This is a genomic window from Yinghuangia sp. YIM S10712 (assembly GCF_051388935.1).
Lineage (GTDB): Bacteria > Actinomycetota > Actinomycetes > Streptomycetales > Streptomycetaceae > Yinghuangia.
In genome coordinates, this window is sequence record NZ_JBPKBI010000004.1 from 329,004 (window position 1) to 352,550 (window position 23,547).

The following is a 23,547-nucleotide window of genomic DNA, read 5'->3' on the forward strand; positions in this document are numbered from 1 at the left end:
GGGCGCCGCCGAGCGGAAGCGACGGTACCGACGACGATGGAGACACCGAACCGCCCTGGGCCCGTGCGCGGCTTCCTGGGCTACGGCGCGTACCTGCCGTACCGCCGCCTCGACCGCGCCGGCATCGCGGCGGTCGCCGGGAGCGGCGGCGGGCGCGGCACGCGCACGGTCGCGTCGTTCGACGAGGACACCACCACCATGGGCGTCGAGGCGGCCCGCAACGCGCTGCTCGCGACCGGGCAACCCACACCGCGCGCCCTGCTGTTCGCCACGGTGACACCCGCGTATGCGGACCGCACCAACGCGACCGCGATCCACGCCGCGCTGCGGCTGCCCGCGGACGTGCCCGCGATCGACGCGGCCGGGTCGGTGCGCTCGGCCGCCGGGCTGCTGCGGCTGGCGCTCGACGGCGGGTCGTCGGCGCTGGTCGTGGCATCGGACATCCGCGGTGGTCTGCCGGGCAGCGGCGACGAGGCGGCGGGCGGCGACGGGGCGTCCGCGCTGCTGGTCGGGTCCTCTGCCGACGGCCCGGTCATCGCGGAGTACCTCGGCGGGGCGTCGGCGACCGCGGAGTTCGTCGACCGCTGGCGGACGCCGGGCGAGGCGCGGTCGAAGTTGTGGGAGGAGAAGTTCGGCGAGAACCACTACCTGGCCGCCGGACGGCAGGCGTGGAACGACGCCCTCAAGCACGTGGGGCTGACGGCCGATCAGATCGACCACGTCGCCGTGGCCGGGCTGCACGCCCGCGCGGTCGCGGGCCTCGGCCGCTCGCTGGGCGTGCGCGACAACGTCCTCGCGGACGACCTCGCCGCGACCGTCGGCACCACGGGCGCGGCGCACCCGGGCCTGCTGCTCGCCTCGGTGTTCGACTCGCTGGCGGGCACGGCCAAAGCCGCGGGCCGCGTCGTCGCCGTCGTCGTGTTGTCGGACGGCGCCGAGGTGTTCGTGTTCCGCACGACGGACGCGCTGCGGTCTTACGCACCCGCGCGACCGGTCGCCGCGCAGGTCGCGGGCGGGGCGCCGATCGCGTACGGGAAGTTCCTGGCGTGGCGCGGCATGCTCGCGGTCGAGCCGCCGCGCCGACCGGAGCCGGGGCGTACCTCGTCGTCGGCGGCGGCCCGGTCGGTGGAGTGGAAGTTCGGCTTCGTCGGCTCGCGGGACCGTTCCTCGGGCTCGGTGCACCTGCCGCCCGCACGCGTGTCCATGCGCGGCGGGGCGGTCGACGACATGGAGCCGGTGCCGATGGCAGACGCGCTCGGCACGGTGAAGACGTTCACGATCGACCGGATGGCCTACTCGCCGTCGCCGCCCGTGGTGTTCGCGGTCGTCGACTTCGACGGCGGTGGTCGGCTGCCGATCGAGCTCACCGACGTCGACGCCGGCCAGGTGCGCATCGGCGACCGCGTGGAGCCGACGTTCCGCCGGGTCGGCACGGCGGACGGCATCCACAACTACTTCTGGAAGGCCCGGCCGGTGTCCTCCGGCGCCGCTCGGTCGGGACGGTCGCAGCCGCCGGGGAAGTCCGAGCCGCCGGGGCAGTCGCGGCAATCGGAGCAGTCGGAGCAGTCGGGACAGGAGGGCTGAGCATGGGATCCCACGGCATCAAGGACCGTGTCGCGATCGTCGGCATGGGCTGCACGCCGTTCGTCGAGGCCTGGGGCAAGGGCACCGACGACCTGCTGCTGGACGCCGCGCACGAGACCTTCGCGTCGGCCGGCATCACGAAGGACGACGTCGACGCGTTCTGGCTCGGCACCGCCCAGTCCGGCATGAGCGGCATGATGCTGGCCAAGCCACTGCAACTGGTGGACAAGCCGGTCACGCGGGTCGAGAACATGTGCGCCACGGGCTCGGAGGCGCTGCGGCAGGCGGCGTACGCGGTGGCGTCGGGGGCGTACGACGTCGCGATGGCCATCGGCGTCGAGAAGGTCAAGGACGGCGGCTACCAGGGCCTCAACGCGTTCCCGATCCCCGGCGACGGCACCGCGCGCACCCTGACCGCGGCCGCGATGTTCTCGATGGTCGCGCCCGCGTACGGCCACAAGTACGGCGTCTCGGACGCCGAGATGCGGGCCGTGCTGTCGCACATCGCGTCGAAGAACCACCACAACGGCGCCCGCAATCCGCGCGCGCAGTTCCGCAAGGAGATCGCCCCCGAGAAGATCTCCGCGATGCCGCAACTCGCCGGGCAATTGGGCGTGTTCGACTGTGCGGGCGTCGCGGACGGAGCCGCGGCGGCGATCGTCGTCCGGGCCGAGGACGCCCACCGCTACACCGAAAAGCCGCTGTTCATCAAGGCGTTGTCGATGGTCGCCGGGAACGGCTCGGGGGTGATCGATCCCGAGTACGACTACACGTCGTTCTGGGAGATCTCCGCGTGCGCGGAGGACGCGTACGCCCAGGCCGGCGTCTCCGACCCGCGCGCCGAAATCGCGATGGCCGAGGTGCACGACTGCTTCACGCCCACCGAGTTGGTGCTGATGGAGGATCTGCGCTTCGCCGACCGGGGCACCGCGTGGAAGGAAGTCCTCGCCGGCGCGTTCGACCTCGGCGGCCGCCTGCCGGTCAACCCGGACGGCGGCCTGAAATCCTTCGGGCACCCGGTCGGCGCGTCGGGGCTGCGCATGGCGTTCGAGGCATGGCTCCAACTGCGCGGCGAGGCCCCGCCCGAGCGACGCATCCCCGCAACCGACCGCACCTTGGCCCTGACCCACAACCTGGGCGGCTATCCGGGCGAGATGGTGTCGTTCATCTCGATCCTGGGCAGCGAACGAGGTTGATGCCCGGGGAATTCGGGCTTGCTGGGCACGCCGCGTCAGCGTTGCCTGCGCATCTTGTCATAGCGGGACAGGGCGACTTCGCGCTCCTCGGCGTGGTCGACAACCCGCTCGGGGTATCCGGCGGGCAGACCGTCCTTGAGCTTCCACGGCTCATGCACGGCGGCGCCCGCGATGCCACGCAACTCCGGTACGTAGCGCCGCACATAGTTGCCGTCGGGGTCGAACTTGCGGCCCTGGGCGACCGGGTTGAAGACCCGGAAGAACGGCGACGCGTCGGTGCCGCTGCCCGCGACCCACTGCCAGTTGTGGCTGTTCGACGCCAGGTCGCCGTCCGCGAGCCGCCGCATGAAGTGCCTTGCGCCGCGCGTCCATTCCTGGTGGAGGTCCTTCACCAGGAAGGACGCGACGACCATGCGGACCCGGTTGTGCATCCATCCTTCGGCGAGCAACTGCCGCATGCCGGCGTCCACGAACGGATAGCCGGTACGGCCCTGGCACCACGCGTCGTACATCTCGTCGGCGTCGTCGCCGGTGTCGTACGCCATGCCGGCGAACTCCGGTCGCAGGTAGGCCCGTCCGCTCTTCGGCCGGTGCCACAGCACGTCGGCGTAGAACTCCCGCCAGCACAGCTCGGAGCGGAACACGCTCGCTTCGGAGCCGATTTCGGCCAGCAGGGTGCGCGGATGGACCTCGCCGAAGCGCAGGTGCACGGACAGGCGCGAGGTGCCGGACAGGTCGGCGCGGTCACGGAGTTCGGCATAGCGGTCGAGGCCCCGGTCGCGGAATTCGGCCCAGTGCGCCAGGGCCGCCTCCTCCCCCGCGGGCGGAAGACCGGGCACGTCGGCGTCCGGTTCGGGCGGAAGGTCGTCGCCGGGCAGCGACACCCAGTCCACACGGTCGGGTTCCGCAAGCGGTCCGCGCCGGTGGTGCTCGGTCCATGCGCGGAAGAACGGGGTGAACACCTGATACGGCGTGCCGTCGTTCTTGACGACACGGCCCGGCGCCACCGCATAGGGCGAGCCGGTCCGGACGAACGCCACGTCGCGGTCGGACAGGGCATCTTCGACGCGGGAATCCCGCTCGCGGCCGTACGGCCCGAAATCGGATGCGGCATGCACCTCGTCGGCCCCGCACTCGGCGACCAGCCGCGCGATCTCGTCGGCGGGTTCGCCGTACCGGACCACCAGACGCCCGCCGCGTTCCCGCAACGCGTGGTCGAGTGCGCGCAACGAACGGACGAGGTAGGCCCGGCGCGGTGCTCCGGCCGCGTCCCACAGCAGCGGGTCCACGACGAAGACCGGCAGCACCGCGGCGCCCGCATGCCGATCGCCCGTACCGGACACGCCTGTTCCCGCCGCGGCGTGCAGCGCGGGATTGTCCGACAGCCGCAGGTCACGGCGGAACCACAGCAGTCGTGTCGACGCGGTCTTCCCGGTCACGGGGACGCCACCCCGGTCGACGGCGCGGTGCCGCACATGCCTTCGCACCCGGACGCGTCGCGCGTGCGCATCGGAACCCCGTTGGCGCGTAACACCTGGCGAACATCCAGAATCAGCGGAAACACCTCCTGGTTGCGGTCCCGGCCCTGTTCGTCCCAGGCGCGTTGCTCGGCCTCGACGGCCATCCGGTCCTCGGCGAAGACGCGTTCGGTGAACCGACGGATGAACGGCCACGCGAGGTCGAGCGCCCGGGGAATCCTCGGCTTGGCGATGGTGAGCAGGCCGTAGACGTGGTTGGTGCGCTGCTCGGCATCCTCGGGAACGTACGCCGCCCACAGGGAGAACGCCGGGAGTTCCGCCCTTTCGGGCACCAAGTGCAATTTCTGGTAGGGATATTCGGTGCGGATCGTGATGACGTCCGCCGTACCGCCGCCCCCCAAGCCCTCGGCCGCGAGGAATCCGGCGCCTCGGTCCTTCCGGCCGCCGCCGTGCGTGAACAGGTAGCGTGCCTCGACGAAATCCCGCCCGGTTTCGCTTCCGAGGAGCCTCGGCTGGATGCGGCCGACGACCCCGCGATGCAGGAACTGGTGGTTCATGTCGAGCAGATTCTCGTGCATGAACGAGTAGTGGCATTTGACCGTGCGCGAGAAGGTCATGGTCTTGTGCCGGGGCGACGCGAAGGCGGGATGCTCCGGGAATTCCGTCGTGTCCGCCTTCTCCGGGTCGCCGGGGAAGACGAACACGAGCCCGTAGGCCTCACGCACCGGATAGGCGCGCACTCCCCGCGGCGGCCGGTCGACGCCCTTGGGGAGATACGGGATCTGCGAGATGCGGCCGTTCCCCCGATACGTCCACGCGTGGTAGCAGCAGCGGAGCGTGTCGCCCTCGACGACGCCCATGCTGAGCGGGACCTGGCGGTGCGCACACCGGTCCTCCAGGGCGTGGACGGCACCGCTCGCCCCGCGGAACAACGCGATCCGCTCCCCCGCGAAGGCGGTGGCGAACGCCTTGCCCTTCGGAACGCTGCGGGACACCGCGACCGGATACCAGTGATCGGGATCGATGCCGACCCTTCGGAGGTCCGTATCGCTGCCGAAACGGTCATCGGACGAATCAATTCGGTCGTCGATCGACACAGCATCGACCTGCTCCTCCGACGCGGACTGCGTCCCGCTCATCCGGCTTCCCTCCTTGACTCACACGACTGCGAACAGACTAGGACAGAGCGGCGCTTATCAAGCAACCTTGCAGTTCGCGCCCGTCCGAGCGGAGTTGCCTGAGCGCCGTCCCAACACCCACGCACGCCAAGTCGCTTCGCACGAGCCCGTCGCCGCTGCGATGATCCTGGCCATGAGCGAAGACACAAAGTGGTACTACTGCCTCAAACACTCCGCCGTCGAAGAGGGCGCCGGCTGCCGCGCGACCGACCGGCTCGGCCCGTACGACTCCCGCGAAGCCGCCCGCCACGCCTTGGAGTCCGCAGCGGAGCGGACGCGCACCGAGGACCGCAGGGACGCCGCCTGGGACGACGGCAACGGGTAGCCCGCGTCCCGCGCACGAGCCGAAGCCCCCCGCGGTGGCGACACGGGGGGCTTCGGTGCGGGCGCCGGCCGGCCTGGGGATGGGGGCCGGAACGGGGCGCCCTGAGGAGGAAGGCTTGCTGGGGACTCCGGTGGCTGCCCGCCACCGGCCGAGGCCGGATCCGATACCGCTGTCGCCGCCGTGCACGGCACCCTGGGCCCGGTGCGACGTGGGCGGCGCCGGAATCCGCACGCCGCGGACTACGCCACCGAGGCGAAGTCCTCGACGTCGGTGACCGGAGTGGCCTCGATCGGCCCTTCGGGCGCGACGGGCTGCTCCGCCGGACGCCTCGACGGTTTGGCGTCGATCAGCCGGGCCAGGCCGTCCACCACCCGCGACCGGGGATCGGGCTCGATGCGGACCGGCATGCCCGTCGCGGCGCGGATCGTGGCCTCGATGCCCGGGATCTCCGACGCTCCGCCGAGCATCGTCAGCCCGCGGGCCGCGAGGTCGACGACGAGGTCCGCGGACAGGTTGCGGAGCACAGCGCCGATGCCGTCGAGGATCGGGACCAGCGACACCCCGATGACCGCCCGGAGCGCCGCCGCGTCGACGGCGGCGTTGCGGGCCCAGCCGCTGCGGATGTCCTTCCCGGTGACCGGGAAGGTGTCGTCGTGGCCCAGGCGGACGCAGATGTCGCGGGGGCCGCCGGTCGGCAGCTCAAGGCCGTGCCGCGCGAGCACGTGTTCGGTGACCGCGTGCTCGATCGCGTCGCCGCCGACCGGGACCACGGTCCCCGAGATCACCTCGCCGAACGCGACCACCGCGATCTGCGTGATGGTGGCGCCGCAGTCGACGAGCATCACCGGTTCGGCGTGGTCGGTCTCGAAGCCGCACCCGAGTGCCGCGGCGACCGGCGCGGCGACGAGTTCGACGTGCCGGATGCCGAGCGCGGACAGCGCGTCGACCGCCGCCTTCCGGGTCAGCGGCCCGCTGCCGTACGGGACGGCGACCACCGCGCGCGCCCTGCGCCGGCCGCGCCGCAGCGGCAGGACGTGGCGGCCGACCATGTGGCGCAGCATCGACTGCGCCAGGTCCATGTCGGCGACCGTGCCGCTGTCCATGGGGCGCGATACGTGGATGTGGCCCGGCACCCGTCCGAGCATCCGGGCGGCGACCGAGCCGACGGCGACCACGCTGCCGGAGCGCGCGTCCACCGCGGTCAGGCTGGGTTCGTCGACGACCAGCCCCTCGTCTCTGACGTGGATCCGGGTCCGGGAAGCGCCCAGGTCCACGGCCATCTGGCAGCGCCGCAGCGCGGCGGTATCGACTCCCACAGCATTCCTCCGAATTGGTCCCGCAAAGCCCGGCGGAATCTACGTGGACGTTGCGAACGGACAGCGAAAACAGGTCCCATCGTGAGCCGATCCGGCGCGGCATCGCGCGGCAAGTGACCCGGGCGAGTGACGACACACCACGAAGGCACCCGACCGGCCCCGACCGGACCTGCTCATAAATTGATCGGATGTCGGCCCCGATCGGACGACTCAGCGGTCATTCCTGCCACTCCCAGCCCAGTCACGACCAAAGTGGCGAAATCGACTCCTCCGCATTCGGTCCTGTGCCAGAGTGCGTGCGGCGGACGAGAGAGGCGTAGGCGGGTAGATGCACGAACGGACCGGGTCCGACGCGGCCGAGCTGACATCGATGGTGACGAAGGTGGCCCGGCTCCGCTCACAGGTGGAGGACCTGCTCGCGGACTACGTGTCCCGGGAGTCCACGCGCGAGGCGTACGTCTGCGAGCTGCTGGCGGCCAGCCTCGAACAGTCGCTGGGCCACCTCGCGCAACTGAGCGCCCCCGCCCGCGAGGAAGCGGCCGACTTCGCGAACGGCTGTTCGCCGGAATGCCTTTCGCCCGAACTCCCGGGCCCGGACACGTACGCTGTCGGGGTCCTGCCGGGAGGGCAGGACGCGGTACCGCACCGCGCACCGGCCGTACCGCCCGCCGAGCTGGTTCCCGAGGTGTTCCGGTCGCGGCGCTACCTGCGTCCGCGCCTGGTCGACACCGTGGTCGGCGACACCGCCGTACCGGACCGCCTGAAGGCCGCGCGCGACCTGCTGCCGCCGCCCGAGGCGAAGCGGCACGGGGCCGGTCACGGCGACCTGGTGGATCCCGCGCCGCACGCCCCCGCGGGCCTAATCGCAAGCGGCGAATGGCACCTCGACACGGACCAGATCCGATGGTCGGACGAGATGTACCAGATCTTCGACCGCGACCCGCTGCTGGGGCCGCTGCGCCTCGACGACCTGCCGCAACACGTCGTGCCCGACGACCACCCGGCCATGGAACGGTTCGTCGGTGATCTCGTGGCCGAACTGACTGCATCCGAATGCGAGTTGCGCGTCATGCGGGCCAACGGCGCCGTACGCGCACTGCATCTCGTCGGCGAACCGGTCCTGGACGTCGACGGTTCGCCGCGCAGCGTCTGGATCATCGCGCGTGATGTGACCGAACTGCGGTGGACCCAGGCGGCGTTGTCCGAGACCCGGGAGCAACTTCTCGCCCAACGCCGCCTCGCGCGCGCCGAACACCGGCTCGCCGCCGAACTCCAGCGCGTCGTGATGCCGCGGTGGACCCGCGCGATCGCCCTGCCGGGCTTGGAAATCGCGACGCACTACTCCCCCGCCGAGGCGACCGCGCGCGTGGGCGGCGACTGGTACGACGGCATGGCGCTGCCCGACGGGTCGGTGCTGGTGACGCTCGGGGACATGTCCGGCCACGGGCTCGCGGCGGCGTCCGGGATGACGACGCTGCGCAGCGCGCTGGAGGGGCTTGCGGTCACCGGCGCGTCACCGGGCCGGATGCTCTACTGGCTCAACCGACTTGTCTTGCAGGCACTTCCGGCCGAGGCCGTCGCCACCGCACTGTGCGGCCGGTACGCCCCCGAGCGCAGGATGCTGACCTGGGCCCGCGCGGGGCACCCGCCACTGCTGCTGTTCCGCGACGGACACGGCTCGGTGCCTGCCGCACCGGAGGGGATCGTGCTGGGAGCGCACGACGAGCCGTCGTACGCCGAGTCGCACCTCCAACTCCGCTCCGGCGACCTGCTGTTGCTGTTCACGGACGGGCTGGTCGAGCGCCGTGGCCGCGACGTCGACGAGGCCGTGGGCGTGCTGCTCGGCCTGGCTCCGCTGCTGCACGGGGCGGACGCGCGGTCGTGCGTGGACCTGGTGGTGAGCCGCCTCGCGCCGACGGACCACGAAGACGACGCGTGTGTGATGGCGCTGCGGGTGACCTGACGCCGGGCGAACCGGAGTCGGGGACGCAAAGGGCCTCGTGGCCTCCGCATCCCCGACCCCGGTGCGTTCTGGGCGACTTACGCCTTCGACGGGCCCGACAGCCCCCCGCTGTCGGCGATTTCCTCGTGCAGGCGCCAAATCTCGGGAACGTCCTTGAACTGGGCGGTGAGTTGCTGCATCTCATTGAGGCGGTCCCACGTGCGGTGGGACGACACATCGCGCGTGGACCGGATCGCGAGGCGGGCGTACTGCGCCCCCGCGTCCGGCTGGTTGTCGAGCAGGTAGGCCGAAGCGAGCGAGATCAGGTCGAAGGTCTGCGAGCGCTGGTGGCCTTGGGCACGCAACTCCATGGCCTTGGCGGCGTGTTCCTGCGCAGGGCGTACCGCGGTCGGATCGGTCTCGGCCAGCGTGCGATACACCAGCGCCTGCATGCCGTGCAGGTCCGCGGCGTCGAAGAAGCCGATCCAGTCGGGGTCGTCCTTCGGCTGCGACCGCGTGAACTCCGCCTCGGCGAGCCCGAGTGCGCGGCGGCAGTCCGCCGACCGGCCGAGCGCGGCCTGGGCCCACGCCTCGACGGTGTGGAACATCGCGCGCGTCGTCGGCGTCGCGCGCTCCCCCGCCGTGCGCTGCGCGAGGTCGATGAGCGACAGTGCGTCGCCCGGTCTGCCGAGGTGGACCATCTGGCGTGCCGCGCGCGACAACGCCTCGGCCGCACGCGGCAGGTCGCCGGCCTCGCGGGCGGCGTGCGCGCCGATGACGAAGTAGTTCTGTGCGGTCGGGTCGAGGCCGACGTCGTGGGACATCCACCCGGCCAGCACGGACAAGTTCGCAGCGACCGCCCACAGGCGCTGCTTGACCGGACCGGCGTTGTCCGCGGTGAGCAGATTGCCGACCTCGTTGAGCTGGCCGACGACGGCCTTGCGCTGCAGGCCGCCGCCGCGGTTGGCGTCCCAGGCGCGGAAGACGGTGACCGCGTGTTCGAGAGCGGCGACCTCGTCGACACCGACCGGGCCGGCGTCGACGGGGGCGTACGCGGTACGGGTGCCGAAGGTGGCCGCCCGAGGCGGGCCGATGGTGCCGGCGGCGTCGGAGACACCGTGTGCGGATGAGCCGCCGGCCAGCCAGCGGTCGAAGTTGGTGACGAGGACGGGTCCCGCGACCAAGGCGAATCCCGTACCGACGAAGCCACGCCGATTGAGCATGAGGTCCATTCCCGTGAACTCGGTCAAGGCGTCCACGGTGCGCTTGGTGCTCCACGGCAGTTCCTCGGGAACGGCCGGTACGTGGTGCCTCGCGCGCCCGCTGAGGCCAAGATCCTCGGAGGTGACGACACGTCCGAGTCGCTCGGTGAACAGCGCCGCGAGAACGCGGGGCACGGGGTCGCGCGGGCACTCGCCGTCTTCCAGCCAACGCCGCACCCGTGAGGTGTCGGTGGCCAGTTGCGGGTGTCCCATGCCGGCCGCCCGCCGGTTGACCAGCCGGGCGAGTTCGCCTTTGGACCAACCGGTCAGCGCGAAGAGGTCCACCAGTTTGGTGTTGCGCTCGCGCCGCATGTCGGTCCGCCCTTCGAGTCGCTGTCCGTCGAGCCCCCAGGCTGCTCGGTGTTTCGAGGCTAATGGGGCCCGCGTCGGCCGCCGCCGATTCGCCAGGGTTCGCCAGGGTCCGCCACATGGATCACCACCCGCGCGAGGGAGTGTCGTGGAGCCTGGATCCGGCACGCGGGCACCCAGCCATCGTGTGGCCGGCTCCGAACCATCGGATCCGCGGCGGGAGTTGCCCTCCGCGTTTCCGTGCCCGGCGCGCGGCTTCCGCCTCGGCGGGTGCGGGATCCGGTGTCGCGGCACCGGCGAGCGCGGCTGCCACCGCCGCGTCGGTGCCGGCGACCGGCCGGGGCGGATCCCAGGACGCCTCCGGACCGGCCCGCCGTCGCCGGTCGCCAACCACAGGCCACGCACACAGCGAACACAACACAACACAACACCGACACGCGTGCCACACCGGCCGGCACCAGGCCGTGCCTTACAGCCCGCGCACAAGCCACACCCGGCCACCGGCCACCGGCCACCGGCCACCCCGAGCATTCACCGGAGCAGAAAGGTCCTCGATGTCACCGTCAGCGTCCCGACCGACCCGCGGTTCGTCGGGTACGGTCACGCGCGGCACCCCGCCGCGCCCGTCGCCGTATACCGGATCGTCCACGACGACGCCGCGCAGAGCGGTCGGCCAGTCGGGGGCACGGCCCCCGGGAGTCCCGGGAGCCGACCCGGGACGGGGGCGTCCCGGCGGCGCGGGGGTTTCGGGAGCGTACGGTCCGGTCGGCCGCGAGTCGGAGTTTCCGGGGCGGAGGGTGCCGGTGGCGCAGGGCGGGCACGGCGGGTCGGACCAGGGCGCGGACGCCGCGCGGGCGCATCCCGCGCATCAGCATCTGCCGCCGGTCACCCCGAAGACGGTGGCCGCCGCGGCGGCGAAGGTGTGCCCGGGGTTCGTCGCGGGCGGCGTGATGCGGCGTACCGGGAAGTCGGTGCTGATGACCGGTTCGCTCGGCCGCAATCCGGTGGTCGTGAAATACCTCGCGGACGATTCCCCGCACTGGACGCAGAGGTTCCGACACGAGATATCCGCCTACCGCGCCTTCACCCGGCAGCGGCCTCCGGTGCGGGTACCTCGCCTGTTCGGTGCCGATCCGGAGCGCCGGGTGCTCGTGCTGGAGCACGTGCCGGGGCGCCCGGTCGCCGTCGAGCGGCACCCGGGGGCGACGCTGGCGCGGGCGGACGTCCGCGCCGTGCTGCACGCCTTCGGGTCGCTGAATACCTGGAAGCCGCAGGCGGGTTCGTTCCATGCGGCCTTCGACTACCTGCCGCGCGTCGAGCGCTACCACACCCTGGGGCTGCTGACCGATCGCGACGCGACCGACCTCGCACAACTGCTGCGCGGACTATCACGCCTGCCGCTCCAGCTCTGCCACGGCGACGCGTTGCTCTCGAACGTGTTGGTGACGTCGAGCGGACCGGCTCTGGTGGACTGGGAGTTCGTCGGCTACCACCTGCCCGGCTACGACCTCGCGGTGCTCTGGTCGCTGCTTGCCCGCGACCCGGCGACGCGGCGGCACATCGTGCAATCCGCCCAGCAGGGCGGCTCGTTCGCCCGCGACGCATTCCTGGTCAACCTCATGCTCGTGTTGGTCCGCGAGATCCGGATGCACGACCGCAAGGCCGCCGGAGAAGAGGACCGCCGCCTGCTGCGCCGCCTGCACGACGACTGCGCGACGGTACGGCGGGCCGTGCGCGCGGCGGTGGGGACGCACTGACCGTGTCCTTCGGACGCGGAACCGGTCGAGCGCGCGGTGTGGAACGCGGAGAGAAGGTCGATGCCGTGTCCCCGCGACCGGTGGTGTGCCGTGAGGCCGACCGGGTCGGCCGGCTCATCGCGCCGGGCCGCCATGACGGCGTTCCGTCGGCAGCGCCTGGGGGCTGCGGCCCGGCACTGCTCCACGCCACAGCGCGTCCGGCCCGGCGGCACGACTCGACGAAGTCGGCCGCGCCGCCGGGCCCGGCACGGCGCGATCCCTCCCGCCCGGCCCGCCAACCGAGCACGTAGCCGACGACCACTGCCACGCGCCAGGAGGGCCCGCGCAGGCTCAACGAGCTGCGTGTGCCGCCGGCCGGCATCACCGCGAAAGTGCTCGCCCAGACGCTGCGGGCCATGCAGCGCGACGGTCTCGTCACCCGCACAGAGTTCGACGAGAACCCGCCGCGCGTGCTGTACGCGCTGACCCCGCTCGGTCGCAGCCTGCTCACGCTGATCGACGCCGCACGCGCGTGGAGCCGCGAGCATCCGGCGACGCTGCTGCAAGAGCGGGCCCGCAACACGGGCGGCGCCGTCCCGGATGCGCTGAAGGCGGGGTGAAGGACCGGGTCAGCCCCGGAACTGCTCCGCGGGGATCGGCTTGAGCAGCGCGAAGATGTCGTCGGTGAGGGGCCGGTCGTACGACACGATCCGGACCTGCACGTCGTCGTTGCGGTCGAATTCGACGCACGCGAGGCGGCCCTCGGCGTACTTGACGCGGCGTACCACGAGGAGGCCGTCGTCCTGCATCACCGGGTGCTCCTCGACGCCGAGCTCTTCAGGCATCTCGTCGTGTCCGAGCGCCGCGATGAGCTGCTGGGCCTCGATGCGCCCCACGTCCTCGGCGCGGCCGGGCGAGCCGGCCGGGAGGTTGCCGATGAGCATGGCGGGGCCCCGGCCGGCGAGCAGGTCGTAGCGGACGAAGATCCCCTGACAACTGCCGTCGGCCCCCGGCAGGATGTGCACCACCACGGAGCCGGGCCAGTCGGTGAACGGAATCGCAAGAACGTCGAAGTCCGGCCCGGCGGGCGGGCGGCGGCGCAGGAAACCCATGGGGCCATGCTACGGCGTACCCCTGGTTCCGCCCGACGCGAGGGTTGCCGCCCGGAGCGCTCCGAACCCTTGGCCCACCTGCGAGTTCGGCATGGTCCACCGGCCGCCCGGCGGAGGCGGCCGTACGGGTGACGGTCGGGCACGCGGCGGGCACGCATGGGCCGGTGCCGGACACGCGCCGGAGCGTGCCCGAGAGGTGCCGGACATGCGAAGGACCCGCCCCGGCGGGGGCGGGTCCTTACCGGCTCAGCGGGCGCTCACCGGGGTTGTCCGGCGCCGTGCCCGTGGGCCGAAGTCTGAGCGCGGCTCAGAGGGGGCGGACCTGCTCGGCCTGCGGGCCCTTCTGACCCTGCGTGACCTCGAATTCGACCCGCTGGTTCTCCTCAAGCGTGCGGTAGCCGCTCGTCTGGATCGCCGAGAAGTGGACGAACACATCGGCGTTGCCGTTGTCCTGCTGAATGAAGCCGTAGCCCTTTTCCGCGTTGAACCACTTGACCGTACCGGTGGCCATGTCTTCTTCCTTCATGAAAACCTCAGCCGCCGCACTTCGCGACGTCCGGGTCGCTTACGTCGAGTGGTCCCACTCCCCGCGAAGTACTCCGGGATGGAAAAACGCCCACGGTTAGTCAAGTCCGCAGGCGTCGGTCTTGCGAGGGAACTACTTCTACTGCTTGCAACCGCGGGCAACGTTACACGGGAAGATCCGGGTGCAACAGCCCTTCGCCACCCGAATCGCGCCGCCTTCGAACGGCGGGTCGGCGGCGATTTCTCGGGACCTTGGCTGTTCACGCGGGTCTCGCGCGCGGTTCGCCGGGGACTTCGGATTCACCCGCGCGGGGTCGGTATGACCATCGTCGGAAAATCGGAGCGAACCGTTCCGAGAGTGACCCCCATCTTGGAAAAGCCCACGAAAAGCGCCAAGCCGACGGCCAGCTCCACGGTGCCGTCCGGACCGTATGCGGCGACGAGGTCGGCGCGCAGTCCGGCGGCTCGTTCGGTCGCCATGCCGTGCGGGTCGCCGAGGAAGAAGTCGGCGAAGCGGATGACGACTTTGTGGCGTTCCTCCAGACGGCTGTGTTCGAATCCGTCGGCGATCAGTGCGACCAGGTCCTCGCGGAGGCCGTCCTCGCGGGCCTGCGCGAAACGGACGTTGCGGCAGCAACGGCAGCCGGTGACACGTGCGCTTCGGAGCCGGGCGACCTCCTTGGCGGGGTGGTCGACGACGCCGTCCGACCAGAGCGTCGTGGACATGCGCAGGAACGACGCCAACAGGTCGGGCTGCCGGCCGAGCGCGCCGCCTCCCAACGGGTCGGCGGGACGGCACATCTGCGGCCGGCCGGGCGCCTCGGGGTCGAGGCCGGGCGGATGGACGAGCATGGGGTACGGCAGCTCCGGGTCGGTGTCCTGGATGCCGAGAACAATTCGGAAGCGGTCGAAGCCGTCGTACGCCGCGCACACCATCGCGAGCCCCACCAGGCCCGCGTCGCCGAGCAGAGCGGCGAGCACGTCGCGGTCGTCGTCGGTGACGGTCTCGGGGGCGAGCACGAACTGCTCGGCGAAGAGCAGGCAGGCCGACTCGACCGGCGAGAAGGCCGGGTCCCCCGAGCCGCGCACGAGCCGGTCGATGCGTGTCTCGGTGAGCCCGGCGTGCACGGCGGCGCGCGTGCGGGCGGCCTGCTCGATCGGGCACGCGTGCAGCCCGGCGATGCGCAGCCGGACGAGCTCGGTGAGCACGGCGTCCAGGACGACCGGGGACCACAGGCGGGTCATGTAGTCCCGGTAACGGGTGTACAGCGCGGGGCGAAGGCCGAACGCTCCGTCGAGTTCGGTGACCCCTTCGGCGCTTTCCGGGAGCCAACTGGGCACGGCGAAACGCCTCCTTCCCACACGTCGGCGGCGCGCGTCTTCGCTGGTTGCGACGGCGCGCGCGGGCGGTCCGGGGGCATGGGTAACAGATGTTCCGTGCAGCTGGAAGAGGCGTCGCGGAGCGTGTCCGTCCAGCGAGCCAAAGGCCCGGTTTGCCCGATAAGCGCGGTGTAGCAAACCTACATTTCTCATCAATCGGGCACATTTCGGTGTGACATAGGTCATCTTTCATCGCGTTTGCCACCCGAATGCCCGCATCCTGTCTTAGTGCTGCGGCCTGCGACGTCTGCCGCTTCCCAACACTCGGGGCCGGACGCCGGGGTCCGGTGGGCCATCGCGGTCGCAGCACAGGCGGATCGCCCGACCCGCCGCGTCGTCCGACCGAAGTCATCGAGGAGCCGGACATGGAGCTCGACCGCAAGGACCTCACCCCCGAGTGCGCCGCAGCCGCACGCAAGCTCGCCGAATCGGTGATCGCGCAGCGCTCCGGCTGGGCCGTGCGCCACCCCGCCTTCCCGGGCTGGGCGGGCGCGGTGGCCGGTCAAGCCGACGGACTCGCCGCCGCAGCGCCGCCCTTTCCTCGCGCGAGCCTGTGCTACCTCGCCAAGGCGCTGCGGGAGGCGTCGCACGCGCACGGCGTCGGCGACAAGGAGGGCACCGCCGCGGCCTTCGCGACCGCGCTGCGTTTCGCCCGCAGCCTGCTGCGCACGCTCGACCGGTACGCGCCCGTCTCGGCTCCGGTGCTGTGCGACGCGTGCGGCGAGCCGTACGTCGCTTCCCTCGCACGCATTCCGCGGCAGCTTCCGCCGGAGCGCGCCGAAGAAGGCACAGCCCACCTGGTGACCAGCCACGGCGCTCCCTACCGCGCCGAACCGCACGAGCCCTGCCCGGCGGCCTGAAGCAGCTGGGCGGGATTGCGCAGGGTTCCGCCCAGCCGGAAATCCGCGGATGTCGGGCGCCCGGACGAGCCCGCGAACGCGCCCGCCCGTGATCGGACACCGCACAACGGGCGGGCTGAGAGCAGGTCGAGACGGCCGAGCCTCAGCCGGGTTGAGACCAGGCTGAGACGGCCAAGCCTCACCCCACCGATCCACTGACCGGGTTGAGTCAGCGCCGTCCGCGACCGCCTCAGCGGTATTCGCGCAGCCTCGGACGGACCGCGACCACCACCAGCAGAACGCCCGCGCCCAGGACCAGAGGGGGCAACACCGTCCAGCCGGTCAGCGCGGCCTCCGCGTCGTCCACGCGGTCGACGAAGTCGGTGTGGTGCGCGGTTGCGGTGTCGTCCAATGTGTCCTGGTAGTCGTAGAACTCGAACGCCAGATTGCCCCGGCCGATGTTGGTGGCCATGCCGATGGCCGCGGCCCGGTCCCCGCGCTCGACTGCCGCAACAAGCGCCGCGTCGTCCCGCAGGAAGGCGGCCAAGCGTCGGTCGAGCCCAGGTTGCGACGAGGTCTTGTACAGCTCCGCGACCTTTCCGTCGAACTGCGCGCGGTAGTAGGTGCCGCGATCCGGAAGGATCATGTACCGGCTCTCGTCGGCGTTGGCGTCCGAGGCGATCGCGCGCGTGCGGGCCAGCTCGCTGAACGGGTCGAACGCCTCGGTCTTCGCGTCCCGCAGGCGCTCCCCGTGGTCGGCCAGGAGACTCGCCCCGAGACCGGTCACGACGGCCACCGCAAGCGTCACGGCGGCGAGCGCCGGGTTGAGGATCCGCCGGAAGCGGCGCGTGAGGACGACCTGGAACCCGACGAGCACCACCACGGCGGCCGTGCCCAGCAGCGCGACGGTGAGAGCGGCCGTATGCGCGGAGTCACGTCCGTCCCGCGCGGAGTCGCTGAGCCGGTTCTCCGCGTCGGCGCCGAGACGGTCGGCGGCCGGCAACATGTCCTGGTGCAGCAGCGCCGTCGCGGTGAGGTAGAAGTTCGTGGCGAGCGCGGGCGGATTTCCCGCCGGCGTGCGATCGGCCACCTGGTCGTCGGCGAGCCGTGCCTGCCCGGTGAGGGAGTCGTACGTCGCCAGGTCGGCCAGCAGGTCCTGCGCGACTTTGTGGCCTTCGGGGCTGAGCCCGCCGTCGACGAGTTTCTGGATCGCCGCACTGACGGCCGCTCGGTCGCGGCGCAACTGCCGCAGCACCGACTGCTTGTTGCCGATCTGCTCGTCGTGGCCGATCAGCAGGACGTTGGCGACCTGCGCGTCCATGTCGGCCAGCGCGTAGTAGAGGTCCGCGGCCGTCGCGGCCTGCGGCGCGGTGTCGCTGCCGACCGTGTGGAGGCTGTCGCGTGCGTCGGAGACCCCGTTCACGAGCATGACGAGCAGGACGGCGATCAATGCCAGTGCCGATGCCGTCCACAGCCGAAGCTGCATCGGAACAGACCATCGGCGTGGGCTTGGTGACGGAGCGTCAGATGCCTCGGGCGGCCTCGGCCCGGCGGGAATCGGCGCACCTGGCACGATCCGGGGAGGAACGCCCCCGGGAGGCGAGGCCGGCGGAGCGGCCACCGGTGCTGTCATAGCCGAACGCTAGGTCCGCGCCTGGTCGTCGGCCTCACGGCGAGGTGGCGATCGAGCGAAGAGCGAGTGAACGAAGGCGCGTTCGGGTGCGTTGGGGGTCTTCCCTCACCGCGAGCGGTCGTCGTCGCCGCTCGGGTTGGGCTCTGCCGCAGGCCGAGGGACACTGGAGGCAGCGGAGCCGCACCCCGCACGGTGGGGTGCGGCCTGAACGCTGGAGGTCCGATGTCCGGCACCAAGGTGGACGAGCAGCACACCAGCACCACCCGACACGAGGTCCACTCCCCCGAGCGCGTCATCGTCTCGCACGGAGACATACACCTGTCCGACGAGGACATGACGTCCGAGCAGACCTCACACGCGAGCGAAACATCGCAGGCCGAGGGAGAACGCTCCGAGACCGAGTGACCCCACTCGGCGCGCGGCGCGCCCCCTGGTCGGCGCGACCTCTTCGGCCCCTGAGGCGCGGGGCTGCGGTACGTCCGATGCTGCGGGCCCACCTCGGGCGGGTCACACACCGAAACGGAGCACGGCCGCAGAAGGTGTTCCTGGTTCGTGCCGTTTTTCGTTCGGCACCCAGCAGTACGCCTGGCGGTCGTCCCGTGAATGGTCGGAAGACGCGGTCCCGCGTCTCATGCCCGGGCACACGCTGATCCCGAACGCCGCAGTCGACCGCCGCAGTCGACCGCCGGGGCGTGCCGTCGGGTTCTCGTTTGGGCGGGCCGCGCAACGCCCAGCCTCGCCCCCCGCCAACCCGGTGAGTTCCCAAGGCGCCACGCAGGTCCGACCTCACTCGCGGCGGAAGACCGGCTTCCGCTTCTGCGCGAACGCCGTTGGGCCCTCCTTGGCGTCGGCGGTCGCGAACACCGGTTGTCCGATGGCCAGTTCGCGCTTGAGACCGTCCTCTTCCGACAGGTCGGCCGTCTCGATGACCGAGCGCTTGACGGCCTCGACAGCGATGGGTCCGTTGGCGTTGATCGTCGCGGCGATCGCGAGAGCGGCCTCCACCGCGGTGCCGGCCGGGACCACACGGCCGACGAGCCCGATCTCGCGGGCCTCTTCAGCGCTGTAGCGGCGCCCGGTGAGCAGCATCTCCATCGCGTTCGTGTAGCCGATCTGGCGCTGAAGGCGCACGGTGGACCCGCCGAGCGGGAACAGGCCGCGCTGGACTTCGGCGATCGCGAAGACCGCGGTGTCCCCCGCCACGCGGATGTCGGTGCCTTGCAGGATCTCCGTCCCACCCGCGACGCAGTAGCCCTCGATCGCCGCGATCAGCGGTTTGCGCGGGCGGTGGTGGCGCAGCATCGCCTTCCAGTGCAAGTCCTTGTCCGCGGCCATGCGTTCGCGGTAGACCGCCGTCTCTCCGTCGGCCATGCCCGCACCGGCGAGGGCCTTGAGGTCCATGCCTGCGCAGAAGTCGCCGCCCGCGCCGGTGAGGACGATCGAGTACACCTCGTCGTCGGCGTCGGCCTGGAGCCACGCGTCGTACAGGCCGACGAGCATCGGCAGGGAGAACGCGTTCTTCGCCTCCGGGCGGTTGAGCGTGACGAGCAGCGTCCCGTCACGGTGCTCGACCAGAAGGTGCGGGTTGGCGGCCAAGGCCCCTCCTTGTACGACCCGTCCGTAAACGGCACGGGAAACCCGATCATTGTCTCGGTCAAGGGTGCAGGGGGCACGACACCGCCACAAGACCCGCGGCACGTTAATCGCACATCGCTATGGAATTCCTCCGCTCTCGTCCTTACTCTCCCGCCCATGGAATTCAACCTGGCCGATCTCTTCGAGTACGCGGTTGACCAATATCCGGCCCGCGAGGCCGTCGTCGCGAACGGCGAACGCCGTACGTATGCCGAATTGGAGGCGCGCGCGAATCGCCTCGCCCACCATCTCGCCGACGCGGGCGTGCGGCCGGGCGACAGCGTCGCGGTTTACGCCTACAACATCATCGAGTGGGCGGAGGCGATGCTCGCGATCTACAAGATCCGCGGCATCTGCGTGAACGTGAACTTCCGGTACGTCGCCGATGAGCTGGCGTACCTCCTCGACCAGGCGGAACCGGTCGCGATGATCTTCCAGCGGCAGTTCGCCGACCGCGTGGCCGAGGTCCTGCCGAAGGTGAAGACACTGCGGCACCTGGTCGTCGTCGAGGACGGCACCGAGCCGACCGGTGACGGCACGGCTTCGGGGGCGGTCGCGTACGAGCGGGCCCTCGCGGCGGCGTCGCCGGAGCGCGATTTCGCGCCACGGACCGGCGACGACGTCTACCTGCTGTTCACGGGCGGCACGACGGGCATGCCCAAGGGCGTGATGTGGCGTCAGGAAGACGTCATCTTCGCGCTCGGCGGCGGCATCGACCCGACAAACGGCCACCGCGTGGACCGCGCCGAAGAACTCGCGCAGAAGGGGCGCGACAACGTCGGGACGTTCTTCCCCATCGCCCCGCTGATGCACGGAGCAACGCAGTGGGGCCTGCTCCAGAACCTGACAAAGGGTCAGCGCGTGGTCCTCATCGACAAGTTCGACGCACACAACGTGTGGCGCACGGTCGAGGAGGAGAAGGTCAACGTCATCATGATCACCGGCGACGCGATGGCGCGGCCGTTGATCGAGGCGGTCGACGAGCCGCGCGCCGACGGACGCACGGGAGCGTACGACCTGAGCTCGCTCTTCGCGGTCTCCTCCAGCGCCGCGTTGTTCTCGCCGTCACTGAAGGAGGCGTTCATGCAGCGCCTCGGCGTGATCGTGTCGGACGCGATCGGCGCGTCCGAATCCGGTGCCAACGGCGTGGGCGTCGCGGTGAAGGGCCAGGCCCAGCAGGACGGCGGCGGCATCACGGTCAAGGCGGTGCCCGACTCGGTCGTGCTCGACGACGACCTCAACCCCCTGCCGTCCGGCGTCGTCGGCCGGCTCGGCCGGAAGGGCAACATCCCCCTCGGCTACCTCGGCGACCCGGTCAAGACGGCCGAGGTCTTCCGCACCGCGGCGGACGGCACGCGCTATGTCGTGCCCGGCGACTTCGCGCGCCTGGAGGAAGACGGCCGGATCACCCTGCTCGGCCGGGGCTCGGCGACCATCAACTCCGGTGGCGAGAAAATCTTCACCGAGGAGGTCGAGGGCGCCGTCAAGGACCACCCGGACGTATACGACGCGATCGTGGTGGGCATCCCGCACGAACGCTGGGGCCAGACCGTCGCGGTGGTCGTGCAGCCGCGCGCGGGCGCGGCTCCGACACTGGAGGCGATCCAGGAGCACTGCCGCACGAAGATCGCCGGATACAAGGTTCCGCGCGTGCTGCGGCTCGTCGAGCAGACTCGGCGGACACCGACCGGGAAGCCGGACCTGCCGTGGGCACTGTCGGTGGCAGCGGATTAACTGCGGCCGGCATTCAGCGGGCCTCGGCAAAACCGGAGCGTTCCGGGAAAGCGGGCGGCCGGACTACGGAATCCGGTCGTCCGCTTTTTGCGGACACGAAGTCGCTTGGCGAACACCGACTCTTTCGGCGCCGATTTCGAGGGCCGGTTTCCGAGTCCTCCAGGGCATGCCGACGCAACCCTCCGGAAATGGCCCGGACGGTTCTTCGATATGGCGGCCGACGTTTTCGCTCGGCGACTGATCGGCCGACGGGTCGTTCCCATTCGGCGCCTGGGAACTTCGAAACAATCTTGATGGTGTCGTTCCCGAGGACCGACCGCTTCGGTCCCCCGAACGATCCTGCCGTCGTACCGCCGTGCCGGTACCGAGGCCCCAACCGGGCAAAAACGCCGGCGTCGGAGCCGGTTCCCACGGACGCCCAATCCTTGACTCTGCCTAGCAGTATGCCCCGTAGTCGAGGCCGGCGGAAGACCGAACCTGATGGAACGTCAGAAACTCGGCTCGCCGTGCAATCCCGCCCTCGACTACGCCGCCAAGCGCGAGGCCGAGGGCGCTGCTTCGGGACCGAGGCGCTCGACCGCGGCCTTGATGTGCGGCGACTGGAACACCGGCCGCACCAACGGCAAGACAACCGACGCGCTGGTTCGCCACCCGTGCAGGCCCAGCGTCACCGCGACCGGCGGCAGGGGCCGGTGCCCGTACATGTCGTGGGCCCACGACGGCAGCGATCCGTAAGCAAGCTCGGCGAATTGACGCCATATCAGCTCACGACCGAGCCACAGTGCCGGGTGCACCGGCGGACGACGAAGGAAGTCCCACACATCGTCCGCCTCCGCAGACCTGCCGAGCTCCGGCCGGACCTCGTCGAAGTACACGCGCATCGCCTCACGCGACGCCGGAACGTCCTCCGGCGCCAGCCCGACCAACACCGCCGACGCCTGCTGCTCGCGGTAGTACGTGTCGACCTGGTCTTCCGTCAGCGGGAACCCCGCACGCCGGATGACCTCGGCATACGAAGCGACCTCCGCGCAGTGCACCCAGCGCAGGAGCTCCGGCTCGTCGATTCGGTACGACTCACCCGTCTCCGGATCGACGGCCTTCAGCGACCGGTGGATCCGCCGTACCCGCGCGCCGAACTGCTCGGCCTCGGCTCGGGTGCCGTACGTCGTGGTCCCCACGAACGCCGCAGTACGGAAGAGCCGGCCCCACGGGTCCTCACGGAAGTTCGAGTTCTGCACAACACCGCGCAACGTGCGCGGATGCAGCGCCTGAAGGTACAGCGCCCGGACCCCGGCGATCCACATGATCGGATCGGCATGCAACTGCCACGTCACCGACTTCGGACCGAACAGCCCCTCGTCATCCGGAGCGCCGTCCGCCGGCCGCTTCGCCTGGGCTTCCTGCACGGCTCCGACCTCTCGCGAGTACTTGCGGCCCCTCCCAAAACTCTACTTCTCGGGCCGGTAGTCGCTGGAGGCACCCGTGTCGTCGGTCAACCGCAGCAACGGGCCGTATTCATCCTCGGTCAGCTCGAAGGTGTCGACCGTGGTCTTCTTCTCGCCGTCCTTGTTCGTGTGGTTGCCGCTCTTGCTACAGGTGTTCTGCATGGTGGTCTTGAGCTTGCTCGGCTTGAAGGTGATCTTGTCGCCCTGAACGGAGGCCTTGCCCTCCTCCATGACGAAGAGCGAGGTCGTGCAGTTGTACACGGTCGACTGAAGCAGGCCGTTCTGGCTGTACGAGCCGTCCGACTTGAGCGTCAGCTCGCTGTGCGTCCCGCTCGGCGGTGCGAGGGCGCCCGTCATGGCGTCCTCGTAGTTGATCGTCGAGACAGAACCTGTCGTCCAGACGCCGACCAGCTCGGCAGGCACCTTGCCGCCCTTGCCACCGGAATCGTTTTTTCCTCCGCCGGACCCGCCCTGGTCGGAGGCCGCCTGGCCCTTCTTGTCGAACGGGCTGCCCGAAGCGGCGTCGTCGTCACCGCACGCGGTCAGAACCCCGAGCGCCAACACACCGCCGGCCAGTGCGGCGGCACCCTTGCGCATGTTGAAACGCATCTTGGTACGCATGGTCTTCCCCCCGGAAGAAGTAGGTCACCGCACCCGAAGTCCCCCCAGACAACCGGCGGTCGACTCCCTGCCGGTCGGTGCGTGATGCGTTCACGCTAGCGGTTCAGTACCGGACTGCCCAGCGTCAGGACAACCCCGTGACAAAACAAGGATCAACTGTGAACGAACGTGACCGAAACACGAAACAGGCCGCCAATGCCACCGGCAAGCGTTTGTGCGCACGGCCATAAATGCAAAAGAGGCTTCTCCCGAAAGGGAGAAGCCTCTTCCACACAATAATTCCGGCGGCGTCCTACT

The 23,547-nt window shown here is 70.7% G+C and carries 20 protein-coding genes; 9 read left to right on the forward strand and 11 right to left on the reverse strand.

Translation table 11 applies throughout. The annotated features are described in order from the left end of the window. Both ACRX5W_RS13435 and ACRX5W_RS13440 read left to right on the forward strand, forming a co-directional pair. Positions 1-1,584: OB-fold domain-containing protein (locus ACRX5W_RS13435; RefSeq protein ID WP_436788301.1), on the forward strand; the 1,584-nt coding region annotated here is incomplete at its 5' end. Between the two features lie 2 nt (positions 1,585-1,586). After that, entirely contained in the window at positions 1,587-2,780 is a 1,194-nt protein-coding gene (locus ACRX5W_RS13440) for an acetyl-CoA acetyltransferase (RefSeq protein WP_436788302.1), read from the forward strand. A 35-nt stretch (positions 2,781-2,815) separates the two neighbouring features. On the opposite strand, the gene ACRX5W_RS13445 is transcribed toward ACRX5W_RS13440, so the two are convergent. After that, the gene (locus ACRX5W_RS13445) at positions 2,816-4,219 is read right to left on the reverse strand and encodes a cryptochrome/photolyase family protein (protein ID WP_436788303.1); all 1,404 of its coding nucleotides are present in this window, start codon (positions 4,217-4,219) and stop codon (positions 2,816-2,818) included. Next, on the reverse strand, positions 4,216-5,397 hold the full coding sequence (locus ACRX5W_RS13450; protein WP_436788304.1) for a Rieske 2Fe-2S domain-containing protein: 1,182 nt from the start codon (positions 5,395-5,397) through the stop codon (positions 4,216-4,218). The genes ACRX5W_RS13445 and ACRX5W_RS13450 overlap by 4 nt, the downstream gene beginning before the upstream one ends. Before the next feature lie 172 nt (positions 5,398-5,569). Between ACRX5W_RS13450 and ACRX5W_RS13455 the strand changes: the two genes are divergently transcribed. Further along, positions 5,570-5,761, forward strand: coding sequence for a hypothetical protein (locus tag ACRX5W_RS13455; protein ID WP_436788305.1), 192 nt, complete (start codon positions 5,570-5,572; stop codon positions 5,759-5,761). Between the two features lie 239 nt (positions 5,762-6,000). Here ACRX5W_RS13455 and ACRX5W_RS13460 read toward each other — a convergent pair whose 3' ends face one another. After that, positions 6,001-7,077, reverse strand: coding sequence for a rod shape-determining protein (locus tag ACRX5W_RS13460; RefSeq protein ID WP_436788306.1), 1,077 nt, complete (start codon positions 7,075-7,077; stop codon positions 6,001-6,003). A 328-nt stretch (positions 7,078-7,405) separates the two neighbouring features. On the opposite strand from ACRX5W_RS13460, the gene ACRX5W_RS13465 reads away from it, so the two are divergent. Next, on the forward strand, positions 7,406-9,040 hold the full coding sequence (locus ACRX5W_RS13465; RefSeq protein ID WP_436788307.1) for a PP2C family protein-serine/threonine phosphatase: 1,635 nt from the start codon (positions 7,406-7,408) through the stop codon (positions 9,038-9,040). A 77-nt stretch (positions 9,041-9,117) separates the two neighbouring features. On the opposite strand, the gene ACRX5W_RS13470 is transcribed toward ACRX5W_RS13465, so the two are convergent. After that, positions 9,118-10,593, reverse strand: a complete 1,476-nt coding sequence (locus ACRX5W_RS13470; RefSeq protein ID WP_436788308.1) for a DNA-binding protein NsdB — start codon at positions 10,591-10,593, stop codon at positions 9,118-9,120. An 800-nt stretch (positions 10,594-11,393) separates the two neighbouring features. On the opposite strand from ACRX5W_RS13470, the gene ACRX5W_RS13475 reads away from it, so the two are divergent. Both ACRX5W_RS13475 and ACRX5W_RS13480 read left to right on the forward strand, forming a co-directional pair. Next, positions 11,394-12,347, forward strand: a complete 954-nt coding sequence (locus tag ACRX5W_RS13475; RefSeq protein ID WP_436788309.1) for a phosphotransferase — start codon at positions 11,394-11,396, stop codon at positions 12,345-12,347. A 344-nt stretch (positions 12,348-12,691) separates the two neighbouring features. Beyond that, a complete protein-coding gene (locus ACRX5W_RS13480; RefSeq protein ID WP_436788310.1) occupies positions 12,692-12,946 on the forward strand; it encodes a winged helix-turn-helix transcriptional regulator in 255 nt (84 codons plus the stop codon). 9 nt (positions 12,947-12,955) lie between these two features. Here ACRX5W_RS13480 and ACRX5W_RS13485 read toward each other — a convergent pair whose 3' ends face one another. The 3 genes from ACRX5W_RS13485 to ACRX5W_RS13495 form a co-directional block, all read right to left on the reverse strand. Further along, positions 12,956-13,438 (reverse strand): hypothetical protein, encoded by a 483-nt coding sequence (locus ACRX5W_RS13485; RefSeq protein WP_436788311.1) that lies wholly within the window; start codon positions 13,436-13,438, stop codon positions 12,956-12,958. A gap of 307 nt (positions 13,439-13,745) precedes the next feature. Then, entirely contained in the window at positions 13,746-13,949 is a 204-nt protein-coding gene (locus ACRX5W_RS13490; protein WP_436788312.1) for a cold-shock protein, read from the reverse strand. Between the two features lie 314 nt (positions 13,950-14,263). Beyond that, the gene (locus tag ACRX5W_RS13495) at positions 14,264-15,304 is read right to left on the reverse strand and encodes a carboxymuconolactone decarboxylase family protein (protein ID WP_436788313.1); all 1,041 of its coding nucleotides are present in this window, start codon (positions 15,302-15,304) and stop codon (positions 14,264-14,266) included. A 404-nt stretch (positions 15,305-15,708) separates the two neighbouring features. Between ACRX5W_RS13495 and ACRX5W_RS13500 the strand changes: the two genes are divergently transcribed. Then, positions 15,709-16,203 carry a hypothetical protein gene (locus tag ACRX5W_RS13500; protein WP_436788314.1) on the forward strand — a complete coding sequence of 165 codons (495 nt, stop codon included), beginning with the start codon at positions 15,709-15,711 and terminating at the stop codon, positions 16,201-16,203. A 229-nt stretch (positions 16,204-16,432) separates the two neighbouring features. Here the strand turns inward: ACRX5W_RS13500 and ACRX5W_RS13505 are convergent, their stop codons facing one another. Then, positions 16,433-17,668, reverse strand: coding sequence for a hypothetical protein (locus ACRX5W_RS13505; RefSeq protein WP_436788315.1), 1,236 nt, complete (start codon positions 17,666-17,668; stop codon positions 16,433-16,435). 369 nt (positions 17,669-18,037) lie between these two features. Between ACRX5W_RS13505 and ACRX5W_RS13510 the strand changes: the two genes are divergently transcribed. After that, a complete protein-coding gene (locus ACRX5W_RS13510) occupies positions 18,038-18,220 on the forward strand; it encodes a hypothetical protein (RefSeq protein WP_436788316.1) in 183 nt (60 codons plus the stop codon). A 381-nt stretch (positions 18,221-18,601) separates the two neighbouring features. Here ACRX5W_RS13510 and ACRX5W_RS13515 read toward each other — a convergent pair whose 3' ends face one another. Continuing rightward, the gene (locus ACRX5W_RS13515; RefSeq protein WP_436788317.1) at positions 18,602-19,411 is read right to left on the reverse strand and encodes a crotonase/enoyl-CoA hydratase family protein; all 810 of its coding nucleotides are present in this window, start codon (positions 19,409-19,411) and stop codon (positions 18,602-18,604) included. Between the two features lie 156 nt (positions 19,412-19,567). Here ACRX5W_RS13515 and ACRX5W_RS13520 point away from each other — a divergent pair, with 156 nt between their 5' ends. Then, on the forward strand, positions 19,568-21,184 hold the full coding sequence (locus tag ACRX5W_RS13520; protein WP_436788318.1) for an acyl-CoA synthetase: 1,617 nt from the start codon (positions 19,568-19,570) through the stop codon (positions 21,182-21,184). A gap of 524 nt (positions 21,185-21,708) precedes the next feature. On the opposite strand, the gene ACRX5W_RS13525 is transcribed toward ACRX5W_RS13520, so the two are convergent. Beyond that, positions 21,709-22,590, reverse strand: coding sequence for an oxygenase MpaB family protein (locus tag ACRX5W_RS13525; protein ID WP_436788319.1), 882 nt, complete (start codon positions 22,588-22,590; stop codon positions 21,709-21,711). 42 nt (positions 22,591-22,632) lie between these two features. After that, positions 22,633-23,250, reverse strand: coding sequence for a hypothetical protein (locus tag ACRX5W_RS13530; protein WP_436788320.1), 618 nt, complete (start codon positions 23,248-23,250; stop codon positions 22,633-22,635). Positions 23,251-23,547 lie beyond the last annotated feature (297 nt).

Bases quoted from the DNA above. Each gene is read 5' to 3' on its own strand.
- ACRX5W_RS13510 (WP_436788316.1), top strand. From the start codon at position 18,038: ATGTCCGGCACCAAGGTGGACGAGCAGCACACCAGCACCACCCGACAC.
- ACRX5W_RS13465 (WP_436788307.1), top strand. From the start codon at position 7,406: ATGCACGAACGGACCGGGTCCGACGCGGCCGAGCTGACATCGATGGTG.
- ACRX5W_RS13440 (WP_436788302.1), top strand. From the start codon at position 1,587: ATGGGATCCCACGGCATCAAGGACCGTGTCGCGATCGTCGGCATGGGC.
- ACRX5W_RS13450 (WP_436788304.1), bottom strand. From the start codon at position 5,397: ATGAGCGGGACGCAGTCCGCGTCGGAGGAGCAGGTCGATGCTGTGTCG.
- ACRX5W_RS13455 (WP_436788305.1), top strand. From the start codon at position 5,570: ATGAGCGAAGACACAAAGTGGTACTACTGCCTCAAACACTCCGCCGTC.
- ACRX5W_RS13485 (WP_436788311.1), bottom strand. From the start codon at position 13,438: ATGGGTTTCCTGCGCCGCCGCCCGCCCGCCGGGCCGGACTTCGACGTT.
- ACRX5W_RS13470 (WP_436788308.1), bottom strand. From the start codon at position 10,593: ATGCGGCGCGAGCGCAACACCAAACTGGTGGACCTCTTCGCGCTGACC.
- ACRX5W_RS13490 (WP_436788312.1), bottom strand. From the start codon at position 13,949: ATGGCCACCGGTACGGTCAAGTGGTTCAACGCGGAAAAGGGCTACGGC.
- ACRX5W_RS13520 (WP_436788318.1), top strand. From the start codon at position 19,568: ATGGAATTCAACCTGGCCGATCTCTTCGAGTACGCGGTTGACCAATAT.
- ACRX5W_RS13505 (WP_436788315.1), bottom strand. From the start codon at position 17,668: ATGCAGCTTCGGCTGTGGACGGCATCGGCACTGGCATTGATCGCCGTC.
- ACRX5W_RS13500 (WP_436788314.1), top strand. From the start codon at position 15,709: ATGGAGCTCGACCGCAAGGACCTCACCCCCGAGTGCGCCGCAGCCGCA.
- ACRX5W_RS13530 (WP_436788320.1), bottom strand. From the start codon at position 23,250: ATGCGTACCAAGATGCGTTTCAACATGCGCAAGGGTGCCGCCGCACTG.